The following is a 20481-nucleotide window of genomic DNA, read 5'->3' as shown; positions in this document are numbered from 1 at the left end:
GCGGTGAAGATGTGACAGCTCTCCTTGCCCCTCTCCCTAACCCTCTCCCCGGCGGGGAGAGGGGATTGGGTTTACTTGTGGAGAATGAAGTCCACTTTTTCGCGCACGGCACAGTCCGGGCAGGGCCAGTTGTCGGGGATCTGTGCCCAGCGGGTGCCGGCGGGGAAGCCTTCGCTGTCGTTGCCCTGGGCCTCGTCATAGATGTAGCCGCAGTTGGGGCATTCGAAGCGGTGGGTGATGTCGGTTTCCTTCTCGGCTTCGCGGGCGGCCAGCAGGGCTTCCCGGGAATAGTCCGGCTCGGAGTCGGCGCTCTTGTACTGCACCGGCGCCTGTTGCCATTTGGCCAGCAGCTTGTCGCGTTTGCCCGGCTGCAGGTTGGCCCGGCTCAGGTCGCCCTGGTAGTGCTGGTAGACCAGCGGGTCCATCTTCTGGAACCAGACAAAGGGAATGTAGGCCGGAATCAGCATGGACGCATAGCCGGATGGCAGTTGCGGGCTGTCGTCGAAGTGACGCAGGGCCTGAAAGCGCCGGGTGGGGTTGGCGTGGTGGTCGGAGTGGCGCTGCAACTGGTAGAGGAACAGGTTGGTGACGATATGGTTGCTATTCCAGCTGTGGCGCGGTTCGCAGCGTTCATAGCGACCGTCGGCCTTTTGCTGGCGCAGCAGGCCGTAGTGCTCCATGTAGTTGATCACCTCCAGCAGGGAGGCACCGTAGAAGGCCTGCAGCAGCAGGAAGGGCAACACGACCCAGCCGAACCAGACGGTCAGGGCACCAAACAGCACCACGGTCATCAGCCAGGATTGCAGGTTCTCGTTCTTCAGGGACCAGAGCGGCTGCTGGCAACGTTCCAGACGTTGTTTTTCGATCCCCCAGGCGGATTTGACGCTGCCGATCATGGTGCGCGGCAGGAAGGCCCAGAAGGATTCGCCCATGCGCGAGCTGGCCGGGTCTTCCGGGGTGGCCACGTTCTTGTGGTGGCCCTTGTTGTGCTCCACGAAGAAGTGCCCGTAGGCCACCGGTGCCAGGGTGATCTTGGCCAGCCAGCGCTCGCTCTTGCCTTTCTTGTGGCCTAGTTCATGGGCGGTATTGATGGCGATGCCGTTCACCGCGCCAACGCTGAACACCAGGCCGACCAGGCCCCACAGGGGCGTATCGCCCTGGGCCACCAGCCAGGCACCCATGAAGGTGGCCAGGTACTGGGTGGGGATGTAGGCATAGACGATCAGGCGGTAGTACTTGTCATCTTCCAGTTGCTGAACGGCGGATTCCGGAGGGTTGTTGGTGTCGGTACCCACTACCCAGTCGGCGAACGGGATCAGTGCATAGACCAGGAAGGGGCCGCCCCACAGCAGGCCCGGCCAGGACCAGGCAAAGATATAGAGGGCCAGAAACAGCACCGCCAGTACCGGAATGGCCGGGCTCAGCAGCCACAGGTAGCGCTTGCCGTCGTGCCAGGGGGTGGCGTTGCCTTGTTCTAATGTAGCCATGGTACACCTCGCTGTTTTGTGTCCATACACCCTGTTTACTTTCACGCTATACCCGTGGCCGGCGCGAGCCAATAGCGGTTTTGTATCCGCGGGCCGGGAGCGATATGCATGGAGATTCAGGGATAAAAAAGCCCCGCGGGCGGGGCATAAAGGGGCTGCCTGGGGGAAGGTCTCAGGCGGCCTCCCCCTGGCGCAACTGGTACTTGCGAATCAGAGCCTGCTTGCGTGCCGGGTCCATGTTGATGTTGTCCACGTTGGTGCCGACCTGTGCCAGCAGCCGCTTGTCCATCACCGCGTACCACAGCGGCGGGATGTAGCTGACCAGGAACATGCCGAAGTAGCCGTTGGGCAGGCTGGGCAGGTTTTCGAAGTGGCGCAGGCTCTGGTAGCGCCGTGCCGGGTGGGCGTGATGGTCCGAGTGGCGCTGCAGGTGGAAGGTGGCCCAGTTGGAGAAGGTATGGTTGCTGTTCCAGCTATGGTGCGGCTGGGTACGCTCGTAGCGGCCGTTGGCGTCCTTCTGGCGGCGCAGGCCGTAATGCTCAATGTAGTTGGCCGAGGTTAGCTGGAAGGCGCCCCAGAAGGCCACCGCCAGAATCACCGGCAGGATCGACAGGCCGAACACGGCGGTCAGCGCGCCCCAGGTGACCAGGGTGATCAGCGCCGGTTGCAGGATCTCATTGTGCAGGCTCCAGACCGCCTTGCCTTCGCGTTGCAGGCGGGTCTTCTCCAGCTGCCAGGCACGCTTGAAGGCGCCGGGCATTTCTCGCCAGACAAACTTCCAGATGCTTTCGCCCATGCGCGAGCTGGCCGGGTCTTCCGGGGTGGCCACGTCACGGTGGTGGCCCTTGTTGTGCTCGATGAAGAAATGGCCGTAGGCGCAGGGCGCCAGCACGAACTTGGCCAGCCAGCGCTCGGTGCGGCTTTTCTTGTGGCCCAGTTCATGGCCCAGGTTGATGCCGAAACCGCATACCCCGCCGAGCAGGATGATCATGGCAATAATGCCGTGCAGCGGCAGCGGCTGGGTGGCCATGAAGGCGATGCCGAACAGGTAGACGCCCCAGATGATGGGCACCAGGGCGTAGGTAATCCAGCGGTAGTAGTTGTCGGCTTCCAGCTGCGGTACCACCTCTTCCGGCGGGTTGCTCAGGTCTTCGCCGATCAGCAGGTCCAGCACCGGCACCACCAGGTAGTAAAAGGCCAGGGGTAGCCACAGCCACAGGGCATTGTCGGTGGCCAGGTAAAGGCCGGGGCCGAGAAACACCAGCGACGGAACAAACAGGGAAGTGACCCACAGATAACGTTTGCGGTCGCGATACTGGATACCGGACGGGCCGGTGAAAACGCCTGCCTTGCTCATCATGCACTCCTTGATGCCATTCAATGGGGTCATGGTGCGCCGACAGGGGCGGGGCGAGCACCGCAGAAGGTGGCAATAAATCGTCATAAAGTGACAGATTAAACAGGCTGTTTAGGGGTAGGATGGGGGCAGGAGGCCAGTACAGACTATGAGTCAACCGCAGACTGACCGGCTACGCCCGGCTATTCATCCCACCTACAGCCGGTTGCTGTGTGCTCACCTGCAGCAGCTGGGCTTTGATAACGCGACCATCTTCGCGGGCACCCGGCTGCACTGGGAGCAGTTGCTGAGCGAGCACCGTTATCTCAGCCTGGAGCAGCTGGGCCGACTGATTCACCGCGCCGTGGACCTGACCGGTCAGCCCTGGATCGGCCTGGATATCGGTGGCATGACGGCGGTGTCCGCCCACGGCTCGCTGGGCTATGCGGTGGTGTCGGCGCCGGATGTGCGCACCGTACTGGAGGTGGTGACCCGCTATGTGGGTGTGCGTCTGCGGCTCACGGAGATAGCGCTGGAGGAAACCGACAGTGGCGTGGCGCTGGTGCTGCACGAGCGCATGGATCTGGCGGAAACGCGGGAGTTTATCCACGGCGGCCTGTTGGCCACCTATTTCCAGCTGGTGGATACGGTGTCCTCCCGGCGCCTGCGCGATGCCCGGGTGTCACTGCCCTTCGAGGCGCCGCCCTGGGCGGCGGTCTACGAGGAGCGCCTGGGCTGCCCGGTGACCTTTGGCGCGCCCCGATTTCGCATCGAGCTCTCCGCCGCGACGTTGGCCACGCCCTGCCTGACCGCCGACCCGGCCCTGCATCGCACTGCCGTGCGTGATTGCGAGCATCAGCTGCGGCAATTGCAGGGCGGTGGCCCGCTCAGTCAGCAGATCGGCAATTGCCTGCTGGAAAGCACCGACTACCCGAGCCTGGAGGCCATGGCCGACCGTTTTGCCATGTCGCGGCGCACCCTGATTCGCAAACTCAAGGCGGAGGGCACCAGTTACCAGGAGCTGCTTGATGAAGTGCGCCGGGAGCTGGCCGCCTGGTACCTGCTGGAAACCCATGAACCGATTGAGCGCGTGGCCGAGCGGCTGGGCTATCAGGATACTTCCAATTTCAGCCGCACCTTCCGGCGCTGGTTCGGGGTGACTCCGCTGGCCATGCGCAACCGCGCCAGTTAAGGGTCAGTCCGGCCGGTACATCTGGAAATGCTGCCCGGCACTGATGCCGTAGTACGACGCCGGGCCGCCGGCGCGCAGAATCGGCTCGGCGGCGTGGGTCTGGTAGACCCCGTCCTTGAGCAGGCGGCGGTCAATATGCACGCCGACCACTTCCCCCAGTACCAGCCAGCTGTCGGTTTGCTGGCCATCCGCGCCGGTCAGGCGAATCAGCTGGCTTAGACGACATTCGAACGATACCGGCGTTTCCTTCACCCGGGGCACGCCGATCAGCCGGGAACCCTCCGGCGTCAGTCCGGCCAGCTGGAATTCGTCTACCTCCGGCGCCACGGCCGCGCAGCTCTGGTTCATGGCATCGGCCAGCGGTCGGGTGGCCAGATTCCAGGCGAACTCGCCGGTGGCTTCGATATTGGCCACACTGTCTTTGTAACCGACGCTGGAGAAGCCAATGATCGGCGGCGTGTAGTTGAAGGCGTTGAAGAAACTGTAGGGGGCCAGGTTGAGAATGCCCGCCTTGCTGCGAGATGAAATCCAGCCAATCGGTCGCGGACCGATGATGGCATTGAAGGGGTTGTGGGGCAGGCCATGGCCCTGGCCAGGCTGGTAAAAATAACGGTCGGTCATTGGTGGTCCCCGGCGTCGGCAGGATCAAGCGTTATCCTCGCCGCGCCGGGTAGAGAGTACAAGCTCTGTTGCCGGCTCAGTCGTCCTTGTCGCCCACCTGATGGCGCATTTTCTGCAGGCGTTCCTTGAAGTCGTCCATGGTTTTTTCCATGCCGTCCTTGAAGTCCTCCAGCATTTCCCCGGCCTGGCTGCGGCCTTCCTCGAGGCGGGTGGCCATCTGTTTACGCTGTTCCTTGAGGTCGGCCAGGGCTTCCTTGGCTTGCTGGCGGGCTTCCTCGCTCAGGTCGATCAGGCGGTGCTCAAGACGGTCGAGCTGGTAGTCCCAGTTCTTGAGAGTCTCGCTGATTTTTTCGATACGTTGCTGATGTGACGCCATGGGAACCTCCCTGTGTGAGTGTGAGGCTCTACTATGGCACCACCGAGGAGGCGATTATTGACGCCGGTCAAGGTTGCGCAAACTGATCCATATAGCACCGATCACAGCGCCCAGCCCGGCCAGGGCCATGTCTTTCTGGGCATCCCAGGCATCGCCCTGGGTGCCCAGATAGGCCTGGCCCAGGTCGCCACCAAAGCTAATGGCAGCCAGCCACTCGATGATTTCGTAAACGGCGGAAATGGCCAGTACCAGTGTCACGCCCAGGGCTGCCTGCCAGCGGCGGCTGGCGCTTAGGCGCTGCTGAAAGATTTCCGCGAACAATGGCATGAACAGCAGGCCGAACAGGCCGTGTACCAGCCGGTCGAAATGGTTGCGTTGCCAGCCGAGAGCTTCATTGAGCGAGCTGCCGAACAGCTCTGTGGTCCAGTGGTTGTAGGGCACTTCCGCGTAGGTGTAATGGGCGCCGAGAATATGCAGCAGGGCAAACAGGAAGATGGCGGTGCTGGCGGTGCGAGACGGGTGATAACGGCGCCAGCCTATCCATACCAGTGGCACCGAGATAAACACCAGCATGTTCTCCAGCAGCCAGTCATGGGGATAGAGCGGGTCAATGGCCAGCGGTACCCAGGCGAGCCAGAACAGGCAGAACAATATCAAGGCGTAGCGGTTATCCGACGATGACGGCATGGCTTCTTCCGGTTCGGGCTGCGGCCTTAGGCGCAGCATTTCTTGTATTTTTTGCCACTGCCGCAGGGGCAGGGATCATTGCGGCCCGGCTTGAGGGCCTGCACCCGGGCATCACCATCCCGGTAACGCCAGTGGCCGTCGACCTTCTCGAAGCGGGACTGCTCTTCCAGTACCGAAAAGCCCGCGGCATCCCGGCAGGTGGCGCGAAAATGTACCCGGCCCTGATCCCCCTGCGACTCGCTGGCGAGGATCTCCAGCCCCAGCCATTGTTCCTCGCCGTCCAGTTGCAGAGTAGCCGGGCGGGTGTGCGGGTGCCAGCTTTCGCGCAGGTAGTCCGTGAGGCGCAGGACAAAGGCGCTGTAACGCGAACGCATCAGCGCTTCCGGGCTGGCGGCCGCCGTGCCCTGGTGAAGGGGCTGGCAGCATTGGGTATAGGGCAGGCCGGATTGGCAGGGGCAGGCAGAGGTCATGGGTGCGTGCTACCGGGTTGAAAAAATTGTCAGGGTTACGGGTCGAGTAACATCTGTTCCAGAGTAAAAACGTGCTCGTCGTGGGCGCCGAGTTTGCGCAGGGCCTCGGCCAGCTGCAACAGGTAATCCCGGTTGTGGCCACTGGGGCCGCGGCTGTCGGCAATCTGCCGGGCCATGGCCGGGTAGGGGGCCGGGCCCAGAAAAGCGGCGTTATCTGCGGTGGCGATATAGACCAGACCGTCGGCCTGGTCGCCATCGTTAAAATGCAGGGCGGTGGTAAAGCGCAGGTAGCCGTTTTTCTCACGCACATCCAGATGATCGAACACATCCGGGGTAATGCGGTAGGCCATACCCACGCACTCGGCCTGCGGGCTTTCGATCAGGGTGACCACCCGGCCCGGTTTGTCCGGGGTGCCGCGATGATCGTGGGACCCTTGCCAGAAGCGACGGGCCCAGCCATGGATACGTGCCGGTCGGCATTCCAGATAGGGGAAGTCGACCTTGTAGATCAGCGAGCCATAACCGAACAGCCACACCGGGGTGTCCGGTTGCAGCGCGTGGCGGCGACGGTTTTCCCCGCGGGTATCCAGGTGCCCGGCTTGATCGATATCATCGGCGCCTTCACGCGGGCGGGTTATACTGCCGGTGCATTCTGACAACGGTTGATCCTTTCCATGAAAGACGTGCGCGAAGAATACCATGCTGATGGCCTCACCGAGGCGGACCTCCACGACGACCCGCTGGCCCAGGCGCAACGCTGGGTGGATGAGGCCATCGATGCCGGCCTGCCGCTGCCCAATGCCATGACGCTGGCCACCGTCAGCGCCGATGGTCAGCCTTCCACCCGGGTAGTTTTGCTCAAGGGCATCGAGGGCGGCGGCTTCACCTTCTTTACCCATTACGACAGCCGCAAGGGTCGCGAGATCGAAGGCAACGCCAGGGTGTCCTTCACCATGTTCTGGCAGCCTTTTGACCGGCAGATGATCGTGATCGGTGAAGCCCACAAGGTCGATGAGGAAGAGTCGCAGGCCTATTTTGCCTCGCGCCCCTATGGCAGCCAGGTCAGCGCCGCCATTTCCCCGCAGAGTCAGCCGGTGACCCGTGAATGGCTGGAAGCCCAGGTGGAGGCCCTGCAACAACAGCATCCCCAGGCGCCGGTACCCAAACCTGCCCAATGGGGCGGCTACCGCATCGTGCCCACGGAAATCCAGTTCTGGCACGGTCGCCCGAGTCGCCTGCACGACCGCTTTCGCTATTTCAAACAGGCCGATGGCCGTTGGCATCGCGAGCGTCTCGCCCCCTAACCGCGCCGTCGTTTTTCTTTTGTAGGAGCGACGCTCGAGTCGCGAAAGGGGGTGCGATCAGACCGGTTCGCGACTCGAGCGTCGCTCCTACGGGGCCGAGGGTTTGCGTTGCCAGAGCGCGGCCAGCACGGAGTTCTGCATGCCCACTTCGATGACTAGGGTGCGAGCCTGTTTTCGCTATCGAAGGCAGGCGTACGGAAGTTGGGCGCGGGAGGGTCTTGCGCCGTAGGGAGCAACCGCCCTATCTAGTTTTGAACGCAATATTTTCCTTGCGCCCTATAGCCTGAAGGGCAGCTTCCGTTTTTTGGAATGACGTTCTTGGGGTTCGGTTTGTTTGCCACACAATAATTACCTTGGGCGCTCCAGCCAGAGGGGCAGGTTCCATCTTTGGTAATGGCCGGTCTTGCATTTGCATTAGGCACACACATGTTTCCTTGAGAGGAATATCCGCTTGGGCAGGCTCCATTTTTAGGTATGGGCATGGGCTGCATGGTCATCTTTTTCTCCTGGTTGGTAAAGTTATAGAGAGGGGACTATTGAAACCGTGAATTGCATTTTTCAGTCCATTCTTGCATTACATCGGATCTGATCATTGCCTCTTCACCCTTTTCTTTTCTAAATTCGGAGACAAGGTAGTCAATGCAGTCGTCGGGTGTCTTGAATTTTGTTCCTGTTAGATAGTCATGGGGGAAGGCTCCAGCAGAAGATAAGGCTAGGGTTGCATTGACCATGGGGGACATGCCTATGGCTTCCAAGTATTGCTTGTTCTTTTCGCCTGGAGTCTCTGCAATTGAGGATCTGTAGGAAATGGGGTGAGTGATGCTGGTCCCGTTGATGTTTATTTCAGACAGGTCGGGGATATCCCTGAATCCAATTTTCAAAGCTAGCGCTTGTCTACCAAACTCCTTCCACTGTCCGGAAATTTCTTGATTCCTTTGATCGTAATTGATGGCTTTATCGAGAAGCGTTAAGGCGCTATTAGATTCTGGTGTATCATTTAATTGTAGGACTACATCGGATGAGCAGGAATAGCGTTTTGCATCCTTCTCGTAATTTTCAGTCCGGATATTTGCTACGGACAGTGATGCACTCTCTTGAATTGAGGAGATTACGGGAGTTGGGTCTCCGCCAGCGTTTTTGATGGTTTTTTCAAGTTCTGAGAAGAAAATCTTTTTCACTAGGTTTAGGGTGGATGTGTCTGAGCATTTCGGTGGCTCTGAAGAGCAGCCTGAAAGTAATAAAATGGCTAATGATGTATATGTTGATTTCTTTATTTTCATGTTTTTCCTTTATGTATCTTAAGGGAGCCCAAGCCATATGAGCAGTAGCCCGGCTGGCAATGAAAGGAAAAATAGCCCCCAAAGAGTGCCAATATTAGTTTCATCACCGAATTTTTCGGAGTCTCTGGTTGCCCTGGAAAATAGTGCATGGCCAGAGAGTCCGCCGAGTAAGAGAAGGCCTATTCCAACAATAAGCAGTATGGATTGAAAGATTGACATGGTAATGTTTATTCCACATCTATTTCTCGAACACGTTTTCTTGTTCTGCAGGCTTCGACTTGTTTTCTTATGGTTTCCCTGAGTTGTTCTGTGTTGGGTATGGCTTTCAGTACTATTTGTGGATGTGATCGATCAGATGTTTCAAGAATAATATTTCCTAGTGAAAACAGTCTTAGGAAAAAAGGCTGATCCATTTTGTAATCCCGAACCCTGTATAACTCTAGTTCATCTGTTTTCTTGTTGAGTACGCCGTGTCGGGTTCGTAGCCTTTCGGTTGTTAGCTCGTATTTTGTGTTTTTAATTTGAGCCCATCGCCACAGAATTATAAAAAGAGGGAATATTAACCAGAAGAAAATTCCCATTATAATAAATGTTCCTAGGTTTACTACTTGAGATGGAGTTCCAAACCATATGTCTTTTTCTTCTTGCATGATTTTCCTCTATGGGCGTTGTTGTTAATTGGCATCGGAAAGGTCGGTTAAAAGCCTTTTGTTTAAAAGAACAGCATTGCCACAAAATCGAATGAGTAATTTTTCTAGAAAAACAGACTCTTCACGACTTTGCTTGTTGTTTTCTCCAAGGATGACGTAGCTGAAGGAATGAGCGACGCGCTGATCCAGGAAGGCACGGTTCTCGGCATGATGGCGAAGTCGTTTACGTATGTTGCCCTGCCCAATGTAAGTGATGTATCCGCGCCGATCATGAATGACATAAACACCAACGATATTGGTGGGTACTTGCCGAATTTCTTGCGGGGTATAAGGGAGCCCCGAGAATATTTCTCGCCCTTGGCTTTTATTGATCTCTGGGCTAATGGGTTGAGGAATGGAGAAGGCTTTCTGAATCTTCTCTTTGGTGGCTTTCTGGGGGTTGATGGTGGTGCCATCCAGGATCATGCTGATGGCGGGCAAAGAGACTCCAGAGTGCTTGGCGAGTTCGGCAGGCTCAATACCTTCTTTCTGCATGGCTTCTACGAGCCAATCAGCAAAGACTTCATCATCACGGCGGCTCGTTCTTGTGCGCCTTTTTTGCGACGAGGCGGTGAGCCGATATGCTTTTAACAACTCCTCAAGTGCTTTTATATGTTTGCTGATATCGCTTGACTGCCATTTCTTGTTTTTTAGCAAGCTAATCACCGCAGGGCTGACATAGAGAGCCTCTGCGATATCTGCTTGGCGTAGACCAGTGCTATCGAGCAATAGGCGGATCATGTCCGATGCAAGCTGTTTGTCTGTGGTTCTTTTAGGCGTCATGGCATCCCTGTGGACGATATCTGGTGTCCATCCATGGACGGTTGTTGGTTATTTGTTCATTAAAGTGGTGATTTAATTCGTTATTTAACTAATAATTTAACATTAGAGTTGAACTGAAAGTCAACCCGAAACTAAACAACAAGTTCAGTTTTCGGGAATGAGTGAAAAAGCCGAGTTTGCCGAGCGTTTGAAGGCCGCGTTGATCGCGGAAGGTTATGAACCGCGCCCTTCAGTGGTTGAACAGAACTTCAATCTAAGATACTGGGGGCACCCTGTTACCTTTCAGGCTGTGCGCCGCTGGCTGCGTGGTGAATCCATTCCGGAGCAAGATAAGCTGATGGTGTTGGCTGAATGGCTCGGTGTTGAGCCTTCGACGTTAAGGTATGGTGCACCAGCTACGGGTAGGGAAATATCACCGAAATATGGTTATGAATCGGAAGAAATTAGCGCGGATGATCGTTTTTTGATCAAGGCGTTGCTCTCCCTATCGCCTTCCAGAAAGAAAACAGTGAAGGACGTGATTCAGGCTTTCATTGATGCAGATCGCATGGCCAGAAAGAGGAAGGGGTAATCGGTTAGGATATAGCGTCCGGTCAGATGGATAGGGCGGGCTCTTTTTACCTCAACCTAACTTGCCTCGGTGGGTTTATGTTTTCCCTGTAGGAGGCTGCTTACAGCCGAATCAGACTTGCGTTCCTCGTTGAGGGGCAGTTACAAGTAAGCTCCTACGGGGTCGAGGGTTTGCGTTGCCAGAGCGCGGCCAGCATTGAGCCCGACAGGTTGTGCCAGATGCTGAACAGTGCGCCGGGCAGGGCGGCCAGGGTGGAGAAGTGTTTGACCGCCAGCGCCACGGCCAGCCCGGAGTTCTGCATGCCAACTTCGATGGCCAGGGTGCGAGCCTGCTGGCGATTGAGACGCATCAGCCGGGCGCCGGTGTAGCCGCCGAGCATGCCCAGACCGTTGTGCAGTACCACGGCCACGAACACCAGCAACCCGGCATCGGCAATACGCCCCTGATTCAGTGCCACGATGATGCCGATGACCCAGACAATGGCCGCCACCGAAACCAGCGGGAACAGATTCCGTAGCGGTGTCAGCTGGCGGTGGAAAACACTGTTGATCAGGCAGCCGCCAACCACCGGCAGCAGAACGATCTGCGCCAGCGACAACAGCATCCCGCCCACCGGTACGGGAATGCGTTCGCCCAGGTACAGCCAGGTGAGCAGCGGGGTGGCCAGCACCGCGATCAGGGTGGAGGCAAAGGTCACCGTCACCGACAGTGCCACATCCGCCCGTGCCAGGAAGGCAATCACATTGGAGGCCGTGCCGCCCGGGCAGGCCCCCACCAGCACCAGCCCCACCAGTAATTCCCGTGGCAGATCCAGCAGCTGGCCGATGCCGAAGGCCAGCAGCGGCATCAGCGTGTATTGCAGCACCACGCCCAGGCCAATCACTTTCGGGGCCTTGATCACACGCAAAAAATCCTCGCCGGTGAGTGTCATGCCCATACCGAACATGATCACCATCAACAGCGGCACGATGGCGCCTTTCTGGTCGGTAAGCAGGGCCGGTTGCCAGTAGGCCAGGGCGGAAAACAGCAGCGCCCAGAGCGGGAACAGTTGTGTCAGGCGATTGAGCATGATGTCGGTCTTGTCAGGCATGAGAGGGCAGGTTAGCACAGCCGGCGTGTTTGGCGTTTCGGCCGGTGGATGCTTTATGCTGCCTTTTCTTGGTGGGTGCGTTGCCCGCCGCTGACAGTATCAGGAGAGCGATGATGAGCGAGATTATCAACCGGCCCGTGGATTATCAGGTGCAGGGTCGCGACTATCAGGGGCATCTGCTTTATCAGGACAAGGCCACCCCGGACCGGGCACTGCTAATGGCCCCGAATTTTGCCGGCATCAGTGCGGCGGCCATGGCCCAGGCCGAGAAACGACTGGATGCCCGCACCGTGATTCTGGTGCTGGACCCCTTTGGTGTGGACGTTCGGCCGCAGGATGCCCAGCAGGCCATGGAGGCCATGACCCGGGCCCGCGCCGATGTGCAACAGTTACGGGAGGTGTTGCTGGCGGCGCTGGCGACCCTTCGCCAGGAAGCGGGCAAACTGGGGGTAGCCGAAGACCGGGTGGCAGTGTTCGGCTTCTGCTTCGGCGGTGCCTGTGCGCTTGAGCTGGCCCGCTGCGGCGCTGATGCCCGCGCCTTTGTCAGTTTTCATGGCCTGCTGACCACCCAGCAACCGGCCACCGCCTCACCTGCCGGCCCGGTGCTGGTGCTCAACGGGGCCGATGATCCCATGGTCAGCGCCGAAGACCAGCAGGCCTTCAAGGCCGAAATGGATGCCGCCCAGGCGGACTGGACACTGGTCAATTACAGCGCCACGGTGCATTCGTTCACCGACCCCAATGCCAATATTCCCGGTCGCTCCGTCTACAACCCGGTGGTGGCCCGCCGGGCCTTTGCCGCCATGGACGATCTGCTGGAAGAAGTGTTCGGGGGTTTATAACACCAGCGCCAGCAACAGGGGCAAGGTGAGGAAGGAAACCAGCGTGGAAACCATCACCATGGCTGCCACTTCCTCGGCGCCCCGGTTGTAGCTTTTCGCCAGCAGGTAGTTGAAAACCGCCACAGGCATGCTGGATTCAATCAGTACCACGCCACGCAGGGTGCCGGTGAGATCAAACAGACTCACCGCCGCCCAGCCGATGGCAAAGCCCATCAACAATCGCAGTAAGGCAAAGGCGGCGCCCTTGCCCAGATGGTGTACCTTCAACTGCGACAGCGACACGCCGAGCGTAATCAGCATCAACGGAATGGTTAGATCCCCCACCAGCTTGACGCTGTTATAAAGCCACGGCGGCAGCGAAAGGTCCCAGGCCACCATGGCCACCGCCAGGAATACCGACAGCAGAATCGGGTGGCGCAGCAGTTTCAGTGACATTCCCTGGCCACTGACAATGGCCAGCCCCAGAGAAAACTGCAGCACCGAGTAGACCATCATCCAGGCCAGCGCCAGCGCCAGCCCGGGTTTGCCGAAAGCCAGCATGCACAGCGGAATACCCATGTTGCCGGTATTGGCAAAGGTCAGTGACGGCAGAAAAACCCGAAAGGATTGCCCGCTGAGGCGAATGGCCAGCGCGCTGAGTGCCAGCGTGGTCAGCAGCACCAACAAGGCCACCCCGCCGATATGCCCAAGCGCTGCCATGTCCAGATCCGAGCGCCCCAGCGTCGCCACGATCAGGCACGGCGTACTGACGGTAGTCACCAGCGACGTCACCATGGCCGTATCAAACGGCCGCCCCGCCCGCGCCCAGACATAACCCAGCCCGGCACACAGCAGCACGGGAGCAATGATGGTCCAGATGGTGGCAAGCATGGGCGAATCTGCAATGGCGTGTGGAGCGTGCAGTCTGAGAGCTGCAGCACCCGCTGTCCATTGCCGTGCCGACTGGTGTTCTTCCCGCAGGCGCGCCTGTGCCCTCTGGGTATGACTGCAAGCGAGGCCTACCCCTTCGCTTGCAGGCAAGCTCCTAGCATTCACGTGTATGAAGTGGTGTTGGGCTGGCATCAATGGATGCGGTGGCTGAAAAAAGGACGGATTGTTTAGCGGGAGTGCTTGCGGAATTGGCCGGGTGTCATGCCGGACCATTGCCGAAAGGCGTGGCTGAAATTGGTCTGGTCGCTGTAGCCCAGTTGTTCGGCAATCTGGTCCAGTGACAGTGTGGTGCCCAGTAGCAATCGCACGGCGTTTTCCTTGCGGAAGTGGGTGAGTATTGCCTGGAAGTGGGTGTGCTCACGGGTGAGTTGTCGTTTGAGTGTGCTGCGTGACATGTTGAGTGCCCGGGCGATACTTTCCTGGTTGGGGGCAATGCGTCCTTCTGTCAGCAGCTGACGGATTCTGGAAACCAGCGGAACGGTTTGCTGCTGGCTGGCCAGTTGCCCTGCCAGTTCCTTGAGAAGCCGATGGTGGGTCAGGCTGTCAGCATATTGGCAAGGTAGATCCAGCGCGTTTGACGGGCAGGTGAGCGAAGAAATAACACCGTCGCATTGCCAGTTTTCCGGCAGTGCCGGTGCCAGATCATGCACACCGTATTCCTTTGCCACGCAGATCCTGAGCGGTGGTGTCTGGCCTGTCAGCAGGGTGCAAAGGCGTTCCAGTCCGGCGCAGCCATAGAGAACCAGCAGGGAATCGAGCATGGCGGAACCGCTGTGAGGCTGAATCTGGATATGCCCGCTTTCTTCGGTTTCGTAAAACCGCAGGCTGACCGCATTGGTCAGTAATGGCAGAAACCGGTACAGCCCCAGCGCCTCGCGCAGCGTGGGCGCGGTCATGATCAGCAGGCTCAGGTTGCCCTGACTGGTGAGGGTGACCTGTTGGCCAAATTCAAAAGCCAGACGCTGGGGGTGAATATCCGGCCAGGCGTTTAGCAGCGCTTCCAGCGATTGAGGTGACAGCCTGGCTTCGCTCAGTTGTAGCGGGTCCAGTCCGGTTTTTACCAGATGCTGTTTCAGGTAATCGGTGGTCGCCACGGGTAACAGGCTGCTGTCCATCAGCTGAACCAGATAGTGGCCGGGTATGTAAGGGCTGGCAGGGGTCATGGTCACCGTGGTCGTGGTTGGCTGAGCCAAATTCACAATAAAACAGGCCCTGGTCACATGGGGGCCGGGGGCTATCTCTGTCCATACTTAACTTGCCATTGATCAATGGCAAGGTGGTAGTGATAAACGCTGCCAATCTGTTTATCGCCCGTTTGGGCCTGCAGACCACGGAGATGTGCCATGAATGCTGTGACTCGTATCGGCAAGAAGGTGCGCCGCCTCGCCGGCGCCACGGTGGGGATTCCTCCGCGCCAGATCGACTTTCATTTTGCCGAGACAAGCCCACGCTATATGTACGGCAACAACGCCACGGCCTCTGTGCATTTCGCGGTGCTTTCCGGATTCTTCCCGCCCGGAGAGATGTTTTTTGTGGAATCCGTGCGACGTTATCGTCACCGCATTGCCGATCCGCAACTGAAGGCGGAAGTATCCGGCTTCATTGGCCAGGAGGCGATTCACAGCCGTGAGCATGAACGCCTTAATGCCTTCCTGACCGAGCGGGGCATTGATACCTCGGTGGCGGAGAAGAGTGTCAAAGCCGGGTTATGGCTGTTGTCCCGTCTGCCGGCCAGTCAGCAACTGGCTTGTACCACCTTCATGGAACACTTCACCGCGTCCCTGGCCGAACAGTTGCTCACCGATGAAGAGTTTCGCCGCCGGGCCGACCCGGAGCTGCTGACGCTTTGGGAGTGGCATGCACTGGAAGAGCTGGAGCACAAGTCAGTGACCTATGATGTCTATAACCTGATAGGCAATCGCTGGTATCAGCGGCTGCTGGCCTTGCCGCTGGTCATAGCGAGTCTGACCCCCGGGCTGCTGATCAGCTGGTCCTGGATGGTGGCCAGAGAAGGCCGGGCAACGGACTGGAAGGATATTGCCCAAGGGCTGTCGTTGCTGCTGGGCCGAAAAGGCTTTATCACCGGGATACTGCCGTTGATGCCCGAGTACTTTGCCCGCAATTTTCACCCTGCCCAGCGCGATACTTCGGCGTTGGAGCAAGCCTGGCGGGAAAAACTGTTTGGTGAGAATGGCCAGCTGAGGGATGTCTGGCGCAACGCCAGCTGATGAGCCAGGTCATGTCGACGCGATAACGCGGGATGGATTTACCGCAGAGATCACCGAGCACACAGAGCGCTCATCCTTGTTTTCCTCGGTGATCTCCGTGCTCTCTGTGGTGAAAGCGATTCTGGATGTGGCTGTTTGTCACCCCGCCAGTGACGCGCCGACAAGCATGGTCAGACCGTCAGGTAGCTTTTGATCAGGGTGTCATCCAGTTCGCTCATGGCGCCTTCGGCGACCTTGCTGCCGCGATCGAGGATAGCGAAGCGGTCGGCGGTGGCGCGGGCGAAGTGGAGTTTCTGTTCCACCAGTAACACGGTGAGCCCTTCTTCCTTGTTCAGGGTTTTGATCACGCGGCCGATCATGTCGACGATGTTCGGCTGAATGCCTTCGGTGGGTTCATCCAGAATCAGCAGTTTCGGGTCCAGGGCCAGGGCCCGGCCGATGGCCAGTTGTTGTTGCTGGCCACCGGACAGGTCGCCGCCGCGGCGGTTGCGCATGTCGTGCAGGACCGGAAACAGTTCATAAATACGGTCGGGGATTTTCTTGCTGCGGTCCAGGCGTGCCTGCAGGCCGGCTTCCAGGTTTTCTTCCACGGTCAGCAGCGGGAAGATTTCCCGGCCCTGGGGCACATAACCGATACCGGCGCGGGCCCGTTCTTCGGCGGCCTGGCGGGCGAAGTCCTGACCCTTGAATTCGATGCTGCCGCTTTTTACCGGCAGCAGCCCCATGATGGTTTTCAGCAAGGTGGTCTTGCCCACGCCGTTGCGTCCCATGACGCACAGGCATTCGCCCTGGGTGAGGCCAAGATCCACATCCCAGAGGGTGTGAGATTCGCCGTAGTACTGGTTGACGTTGTTCAGTTTCAGCACGGTTTTACTCCGTAACATGGTTCGACGCCGCTGTAGGAGCGTGCTTGCACGCGAACCAAGCCTCTTCGCTTGCAGGCAAGCTCCTGCAGTGGTCGATTATTCGCCCAGGTAGACTTCAATTACCTTCGGATCATTCTGCACTTGTTGCATGGTGCCCTCGGCCAGCACGCTGCCCTGATGCAGCACGGTGACGGTACTGGCAATGGAGCGGATGAACTCCATGTCGTGTTCCACCACCACCACCGAATGTTCACCGGCCAGGCTTTTGAGCAGTTCGCCGGTGCGTTCCACTTCCTGGCGGGTCATGCCGGCAATGGGTTCGTCCACCAGCAGCAGCTGGGGTTTCTGCATCAGTACCATGCCGATTTCCAGCCACTGCTTCTGGCCGTGGGAAAGCAGGCCGGCGACCTTGTCGCGATCATCCAGCAGGCCCACGGTGGCCAGCGTCTGTTCGATCCAGTCGCGCTGCTCACCGCTGAGCTGGCTGAACAGCGAATGCCAGGCGCCCTTGGGCGCGTTCATGGCCAGCTCCAGATTTTCGAAGGCAGTATGTTCCGGGAAGACGGTGGGCTTCTGGAACTTGCGGCCGATGCCGGCGGTGGCGATATCGGTTTCGCTCATGCGCGTCAGGTCCAGGGTCTGGCCGAAAAAGCAGGTACCACTGTCCGGCCGGGTCTTGCCGGTGATCACGTCCATCATGGTGGACTTGCCGGCACCGTTGGGGCCGATGATGCAGCGCAGCTCGCCGGTCTTGATGTAGAGCGTCAGATCATTGAGGGCCTTGAAGCCATCGAAGCTGACGGTGATGTCTTCCAGATAAAGGATGTTCTTGCCGGCGTCCACCTGGCCGGGCAGTACCGGCCGGGTGCCCTGGCGCATGAAGTCGAATACCTGGTCGCGGCGGAAGGTTTCCCGCAGGGAATCAAGCGCAGTCATTGCTCGTCTCCTGGTCGGTGTTGCGGCTTAGCCGGGCTTTCAGTTTTGGCCAGTTCTGTTGCACCACGCCGGTGAGGCCCTGGGGCATGAAGACGGTGACCAGCACGAACAGACCGCCGAGGGCGAATAGCCAGGCTTCCGGCATCAGGCCGGTGAACACGGTCTTGCCGTAGTTGACCACAATGGCGCCGATGACCGCGCCGTAGAGCGTGGCACGACCGCCCACGGCCACCCACACCACCAGCTCGATGGAATTGAGCGGCGAGAATTCACCGGGGTTGATGATGCCCACCTGGGGCACATACAGCGCCCCGGCAATGCCGGCCAGAATGGCGCTCACCGTGAATACCCAAAGCTTGTAGTGCTCGGTGCGGTAGCCGACAAAGCGGGCGCGGGATTCCGCATCGCGCACTGCCAGTACCACCCGGCCCAGTTTGCTGCCGGTGATCCAGCGACACAGCACGAAGGCCACGGCCAGGGCCACGGCGCTGGCAATCAGCAGGCCTACCCGGGTGCTGTCCGCCTGCAGGGAAAAGCCGAGCAGATCCTTGAAGTCGGTGAGACCGTTGTTGCCGCCGAAGCCCAGCTCGTTACGGAAGAACGCCAGCATCAGCGCATAGGTGAGCGCCTGGGTGATGATCGACAGATAGACGCCGGTGACCCGCGAGCGAAACGCCAGCCAGCCGAACACGAAAGCCAGCAGACCGGGCACCAGCAGAATCAGGAGGGCGGCAAACCAGAAATGATCGACGCCATGCCAGTACCAGGGCAGCTCCTTCCAGTTCAGAAAGACCATGAAGTCCGGCAGGGTCGGATTGCCGTAGACGCCGCGATCACCGATCTGGCGCATCAGATACATGCCCATGGCATAGCCGCCCAGGGCGAAGAAGGCGCCATGGCCCAGGCTGAGAATGCCGCAGTAGCCCCATACCAGATCCAGTGCCAGGGCCAGCAGGGCATAACACAGGTACTTGCCCATCAGGGTGATGGTGTAGGAACTGACATGCAGGGCCGAGTCCGCCGGGAACAACTGGTTGCACAGGACGGCCAGCAGGGTGGCGGCGAACAGTACGCCGATGAAATGTCTGGCCGTGCGGTCGGTGAGTGCGGTCTTGAAGGTTGAGTGACGCATGGTTTATTCCTCCGCTGCCCGGCCACGTTGCGGGAACAGCCCGCGGGGTTTGCGCTGAATGAACAGGATGATGAAGACCAGCACGACAATCTTGGCGAGTACGGCGCCAGCCACCGGCTCCAGGAACTTGTTGGCAATGCCCAGGCCGAAAGCGGCGGTGAGCGTGCCCCACAGGTTGCCGACACCACCGAACACCACCACCATGAACGAGTCGATGATGTAGCTCTGACCCAGGTTGGGGCCCACGTTGGTGAGCTGTGCCAGGGCCACCCCGGCGATGCCGGCAATGCCGGAGCCGAGCCCGAAGGTCAGGGCGTTGACCCGTTCGCTGCGGATACCCAGGGCGCGGGCGGTATTGCGGTTCTGGCTGACCGCGCGCACCTGCAGGCCCAGCCGGGTTTTCTTCAGCAGGGTGAGCAGGGCCAGGAACACGGTCAGGGCAAAGAAGATGATGTAGAGCCGGTTGAAGGTCAGCGAGAACACCGGGTTGATCTGCCAGGCGCCGCTCATCCAGTCCGGCGTGACCACGGTACGGTTCAACGGCGAGAAGATGACCCGCACGGCCTGCTGCAGAATCAAGCTGACACCGAAGGTGGCCAGCAGGGTTTCCAGCGGTCGGCCATAGAGATAACGAATCACGAATCGCTCGATCAGGATGCCGACCAGGCCGGACACCAGAAACGCCGCCGGGATGGCGATGATCAGCGACCACTCATGGCTGTCGGGCAGCAGTTGCTGCACCACATAGGTGGTATAGGCCCCCAGCATGATCAGCTCGCCATGGGCCATGTTGATCACCCCCATGACACCAAAGGTAATGGCCAGGCCGATGGCAGCGAGAAGCAGCACCGAGCCCAGGCTAAGGCCGAAGAAAATGGTGTCGGCGGTCTGGAAACGTTCGATGCGCGCTTCGATACGATCAATGGATTTCCGTGCGGCCGCTTTTTCCACCTCGCTGTCGCTTTGACGGAGTACCTGGTTGAGGGTGTTTTTTACCGTCGGGTGCAGGTCGCTGCCCAGCGCGTCGATGGCGTTGAGGCGAGTGGTCAGGTCGTCGCTGTGCAGCGCGGCAATGTTAAGGGCGGTGGTGATTTCATCCAGCACCCGGCTGCGGGTTTCCACCTCACGACGCTGCGACAGGGCGGCGAGCATGTCCGGGTCCAGGTTGCCGATCAGCTGATTGGCGGCCTGGTAGCGCTCGTCGCTGTTTTTACTGTTGAGGCTGCGCAGGGCCAGCTGGTTGTTGATCACGGTACGCAGGTGGTTGTTGATGACCACTGCCCGGGCATCGCGACGGCCGACCCGGGCCAGCGGTTGCTCGGTCACCGGATCATACAGTTGCCAGTCGCCGTCGACTTTCTTGCCCAGCACAATGCGATCCTGATCTTTCCAGTGCAGCAGGTCGCGGTCCATCAGGGCGTTGAGTAGCGGTACCACCCGTGGGCTGTCCTGCTCGGCCAGCTGGCGAATGGCGGCTTCCTTCTTGTCGAAGCTGCGTTCGGTCAGCGGTTGCAGGATCGTGTGCAGGTCCCTGGGCGCCGGGTCGGCAGTGGTGGCCGACTCGATGGTGGTGCTGTTCTTTGGCGCCTCGGCCCAGGCAAGGCTGCACAACCAGGGCAGTAACAGGGCAAAGGCCAGGCGGCAGATACGGTGACCCATGG

At 59.2% G+C, this 20481-nt stretch carries 23 protein-coding genes; 5 read left to right on the top strand and 18 right to left on the bottom strand.

Annotation, left to right across the window (positions count from 1 at the left end; all coding sequences use genetic code 11):
* Positions 1-71 precede the first annotated feature (71 nt).
* Complete coding sequence (locus A11A3_RS18215) at positions 72-1487, bottom strand: fatty acid desaturase (RefSeq protein ID WP_008927422.1); 1416 nt, start codon at positions 1485-1487, stop codon at positions 72-74.
* 172 nt (positions 1488-1659) lie between these two features.
* Positions 1660-2844 carry an alkane 1-monooxygenase gene (locus tag A11A3_RS01150; RefSeq protein ID WP_008927421.1) on the bottom strand — a complete coding sequence of 395 codons (1185 nt, stop codon included), beginning with the start codon at positions 2842-2844 and terminating at the stop codon, positions 1660-1662.
* A gap of 148 nt (positions 2845-2992) precedes the next feature.
* Between A11A3_RS01150 and A11A3_RS01145 the strand changes: the two genes are divergently transcribed.
* On the top strand, positions 2993-4015 hold the full coding sequence (locus A11A3_RS01145) for an AraC family transcriptional regulator (RefSeq protein WP_008927420.1): 1023 nt from the start codon (positions 2993-2995) through the stop codon (positions 4013-4015).
* 3 nt (positions 4016-4018) lie between these two features.
* Here A11A3_RS01145 and A11A3_RS01140 read toward each other — a convergent pair whose 3' ends face one another.
* The 5 genes from A11A3_RS01140 to A11A3_RS01120 form a co-directional block, all read right to left on the bottom strand.
* Positions 4019-4636, bottom strand: coding sequence for a flavin reductase family protein (locus A11A3_RS01140; protein ID WP_008927419.1), 618 nt, complete (start codon positions 4634-4636; stop codon positions 4019-4021).
* A gap of 76 nt (positions 4637-4712) precedes the next feature.
* Positions 4713-5012: a sll1863 family stress response protein gene (locus A11A3_RS01135; RefSeq protein WP_008927418.1), complete on the bottom strand. Its 300-nt coding sequence runs from the start codon at positions 5010-5012 to the stop codon at positions 4713-4715.
* A 54-nt stretch (positions 5013-5066) separates the two neighbouring features.
* Entirely contained in the window at positions 5067-5738 is a 672-nt protein-coding gene (locus A11A3_RS01130) for a DUF2238 domain-containing protein (RefSeq protein WP_008927417.1), read from the bottom strand.
* Positions 5726-6169 (bottom strand): YchJ family protein, encoded by a 444-nt coding sequence (locus A11A3_RS01125; RefSeq protein WP_008927416.1) that lies wholly within the window; start codon positions 6167-6169, stop codon positions 5726-5728. The genes A11A3_RS01130 and A11A3_RS01125 overlap by 13 nt, the downstream gene beginning before the upstream one ends.
* 35 nt (positions 6170-6204) lie before the next feature.
* A complete protein-coding gene (locus A11A3_RS01120; protein WP_008927415.1) occupies positions 6205-6828 on the bottom strand; it encodes a gamma-glutamylcyclotransferase in 624 nt (207 codons plus the stop codon).
* A gap of 15 nt (positions 6829-6843) precedes the next feature.
* On the opposite strand from A11A3_RS01120, the gene pdxH reads away from it, so the two are divergent.
* Positions 6844-7473, top strand: coding sequence for a pyridoxamine 5'-phosphate oxidase (gene pdxH / locus A11A3_RS01115; protein WP_008927414.1), 630 nt, complete (start codon positions 6844-6846; stop codon positions 7471-7473).
* A gap of 245 nt (positions 7474-7718) precedes the next feature.
* Here the strand turns inward: pdxH and A11A3_RS17645 are convergent, their stop codons facing one another.
* From A11A3_RS17645 to A11A3_RS01100, 4 genes are all read right to left on the bottom strand, one after another.
* Positions 7719-7970, bottom strand: coding sequence for a hypothetical protein (locus A11A3_RS17645; RefSeq protein WP_157375204.1), 252 nt, complete (start codon positions 7968-7970; stop codon positions 7719-7721).
* Between the two features lie 36 nt (positions 7971-8006).
* Positions 8007-8753: a hypothetical protein gene (locus A11A3_RS17640; protein ID WP_157375201.1), complete on the bottom strand. Its 747-nt coding sequence runs from the start codon at positions 8751-8753 to the stop codon at positions 8007-8009.
* 227 nt (positions 8754-8980) lie between these two features.
* Positions 8981-9403 carry a PH domain-containing protein gene (locus tag A11A3_RS17370; RefSeq protein WP_008927412.1) on the bottom strand — a complete coding sequence of 141 codons (423 nt, stop codon included), beginning with the start codon at positions 9401-9403 and terminating at the stop codon, positions 8981-8983.
* Positions 9404-9427: 24 nt separating this feature from the next.
* Positions 9428-10225, bottom strand: a complete 798-nt coding sequence (locus A11A3_RS01100) for a GIY-YIG nuclease family protein (protein ID WP_008927411.1) — start codon at positions 10223-10225, stop codon at positions 9428-9430.
* A gap of 157 nt (positions 10226-10382) precedes the next feature.
* Here A11A3_RS01100 and A11A3_RS01095 point away from each other — a divergent pair, with 157 nt between their 5' ends.
* Positions 10383-10796, top strand: a complete 414-nt coding sequence (locus A11A3_RS01095; protein WP_008927410.1) for a transcriptional regulator — start codon at positions 10383-10385, stop codon at positions 10794-10796.
* Between the two features lie 154 nt (positions 10797-10950).
* Here the strand turns inward: A11A3_RS01095 and A11A3_RS01090 are convergent, their stop codons facing one another.
* Entirely contained in the window at positions 10951-11886 is a 936-nt protein-coding gene (locus A11A3_RS01090) for a bile acid:sodium symporter family protein (RefSeq protein WP_008927409.1), read from the bottom strand.
* A gap of 113 nt (positions 11887-11999) precedes the next feature.
* Between A11A3_RS01090 and A11A3_RS01085 the strand changes: the two genes are divergently transcribed.
* On the top strand, positions 12000-12728 hold the full coding sequence (locus A11A3_RS01085) for a dienelactone hydrolase family protein (protein WP_008927408.1): 729 nt from the start codon (positions 12000-12002) through the stop codon (positions 12726-12728).
* Here the strand turns inward: A11A3_RS01085 and A11A3_RS01080 are convergent.
* Both A11A3_RS01080 and A11A3_RS01075 read right to left on the bottom strand, forming a co-directional pair.
* A complete protein-coding gene (locus A11A3_RS01080; RefSeq protein ID WP_008927407.1) occupies positions 12723-13598 on the bottom strand; it encodes an AEC family transporter in 876 nt (291 codons plus the stop codon). The genes A11A3_RS01085 and A11A3_RS01080 overlap by 6 nt on opposite strands.
* A 227-nt stretch (positions 13599-13825) precedes the next feature.
* Positions 13826-14821: a helix-turn-helix transcriptional regulator gene (locus A11A3_RS01075; protein WP_008927406.1), complete on the bottom strand. Its 996-nt coding sequence runs from the start codon at positions 14819-14821 to the stop codon at positions 13826-13828.
* Positions 14822-15001: 180 nt separating this feature from the next.
* Here A11A3_RS01075 and A11A3_RS01070 point away from each other — a divergent pair, with 180 nt between their 5' ends.
* Positions 15002-15886, top strand: coding sequence for a metal-dependent hydrolase (locus A11A3_RS01070; RefSeq protein WP_008927405.1), 885 nt, complete (start codon positions 15002-15004; stop codon positions 15884-15886).
* A 170-nt stretch (positions 15887-16056) separates the two neighbouring features.
* Here A11A3_RS01070 and urtE read toward each other — a convergent pair whose 3' ends face one another.
* From urtE to urtB, 4 genes are all read right to left on the bottom strand, one after another.
* The gene (gene urtE, locus A11A3_RS01065) at positions 16057-16752 is read right to left on the bottom strand and encodes an urea ABC transporter ATP-binding subunit UrtE (protein WP_008927404.1); all 696 of its coding nucleotides are present in this window, start codon (positions 16750-16752) and stop codon (positions 16057-16059) included.
* Positions 16753-16848: 96 nt separating this feature from the next.
* Positions 16849-17688: an urea ABC transporter ATP-binding protein UrtD gene (gene urtD / locus A11A3_RS01060; RefSeq protein WP_008927403.1), complete on the bottom strand. Its 840-nt coding sequence runs from the start codon at positions 17686-17688 to the stop codon at positions 16849-16851.
* Positions 17675-18820, bottom strand: a complete 1146-nt coding sequence (gene urtC / locus A11A3_RS01055) for an urea ABC transporter permease subunit UrtC (protein WP_008927402.1) — start codon at positions 18818-18820, stop codon at positions 17675-17677. The genes urtD and urtC overlap by 14 nt, the downstream gene beginning before the upstream one ends.
* Positions 18821-18823: 3 nt before the next feature.
* Positions 18824-20479 (bottom strand): urea ABC transporter permease subunit UrtB, encoded by a 1656-nt coding sequence (urtB, locus tag A11A3_RS01050; protein WP_008927401.1) that lies wholly within the window; start codon positions 20477-20479, stop codon positions 18824-18826.
* Positions 20480-20481 lie beyond the last annotated feature (2 nt).

The organism is Alcanivorax hongdengensis A-11-3 (assembly GCF_000300995.1).
Taxonomy (GTDB): domain Bacteria; phylum Pseudomonadota; class Gammaproteobacteria; order Pseudomonadales; family Alcanivoracaceae; genus Alcanivorax; species Alcanivorax hongdengensis.
This window is presented reverse-complemented; position numbering and strand designations above follow the sequence as displayed.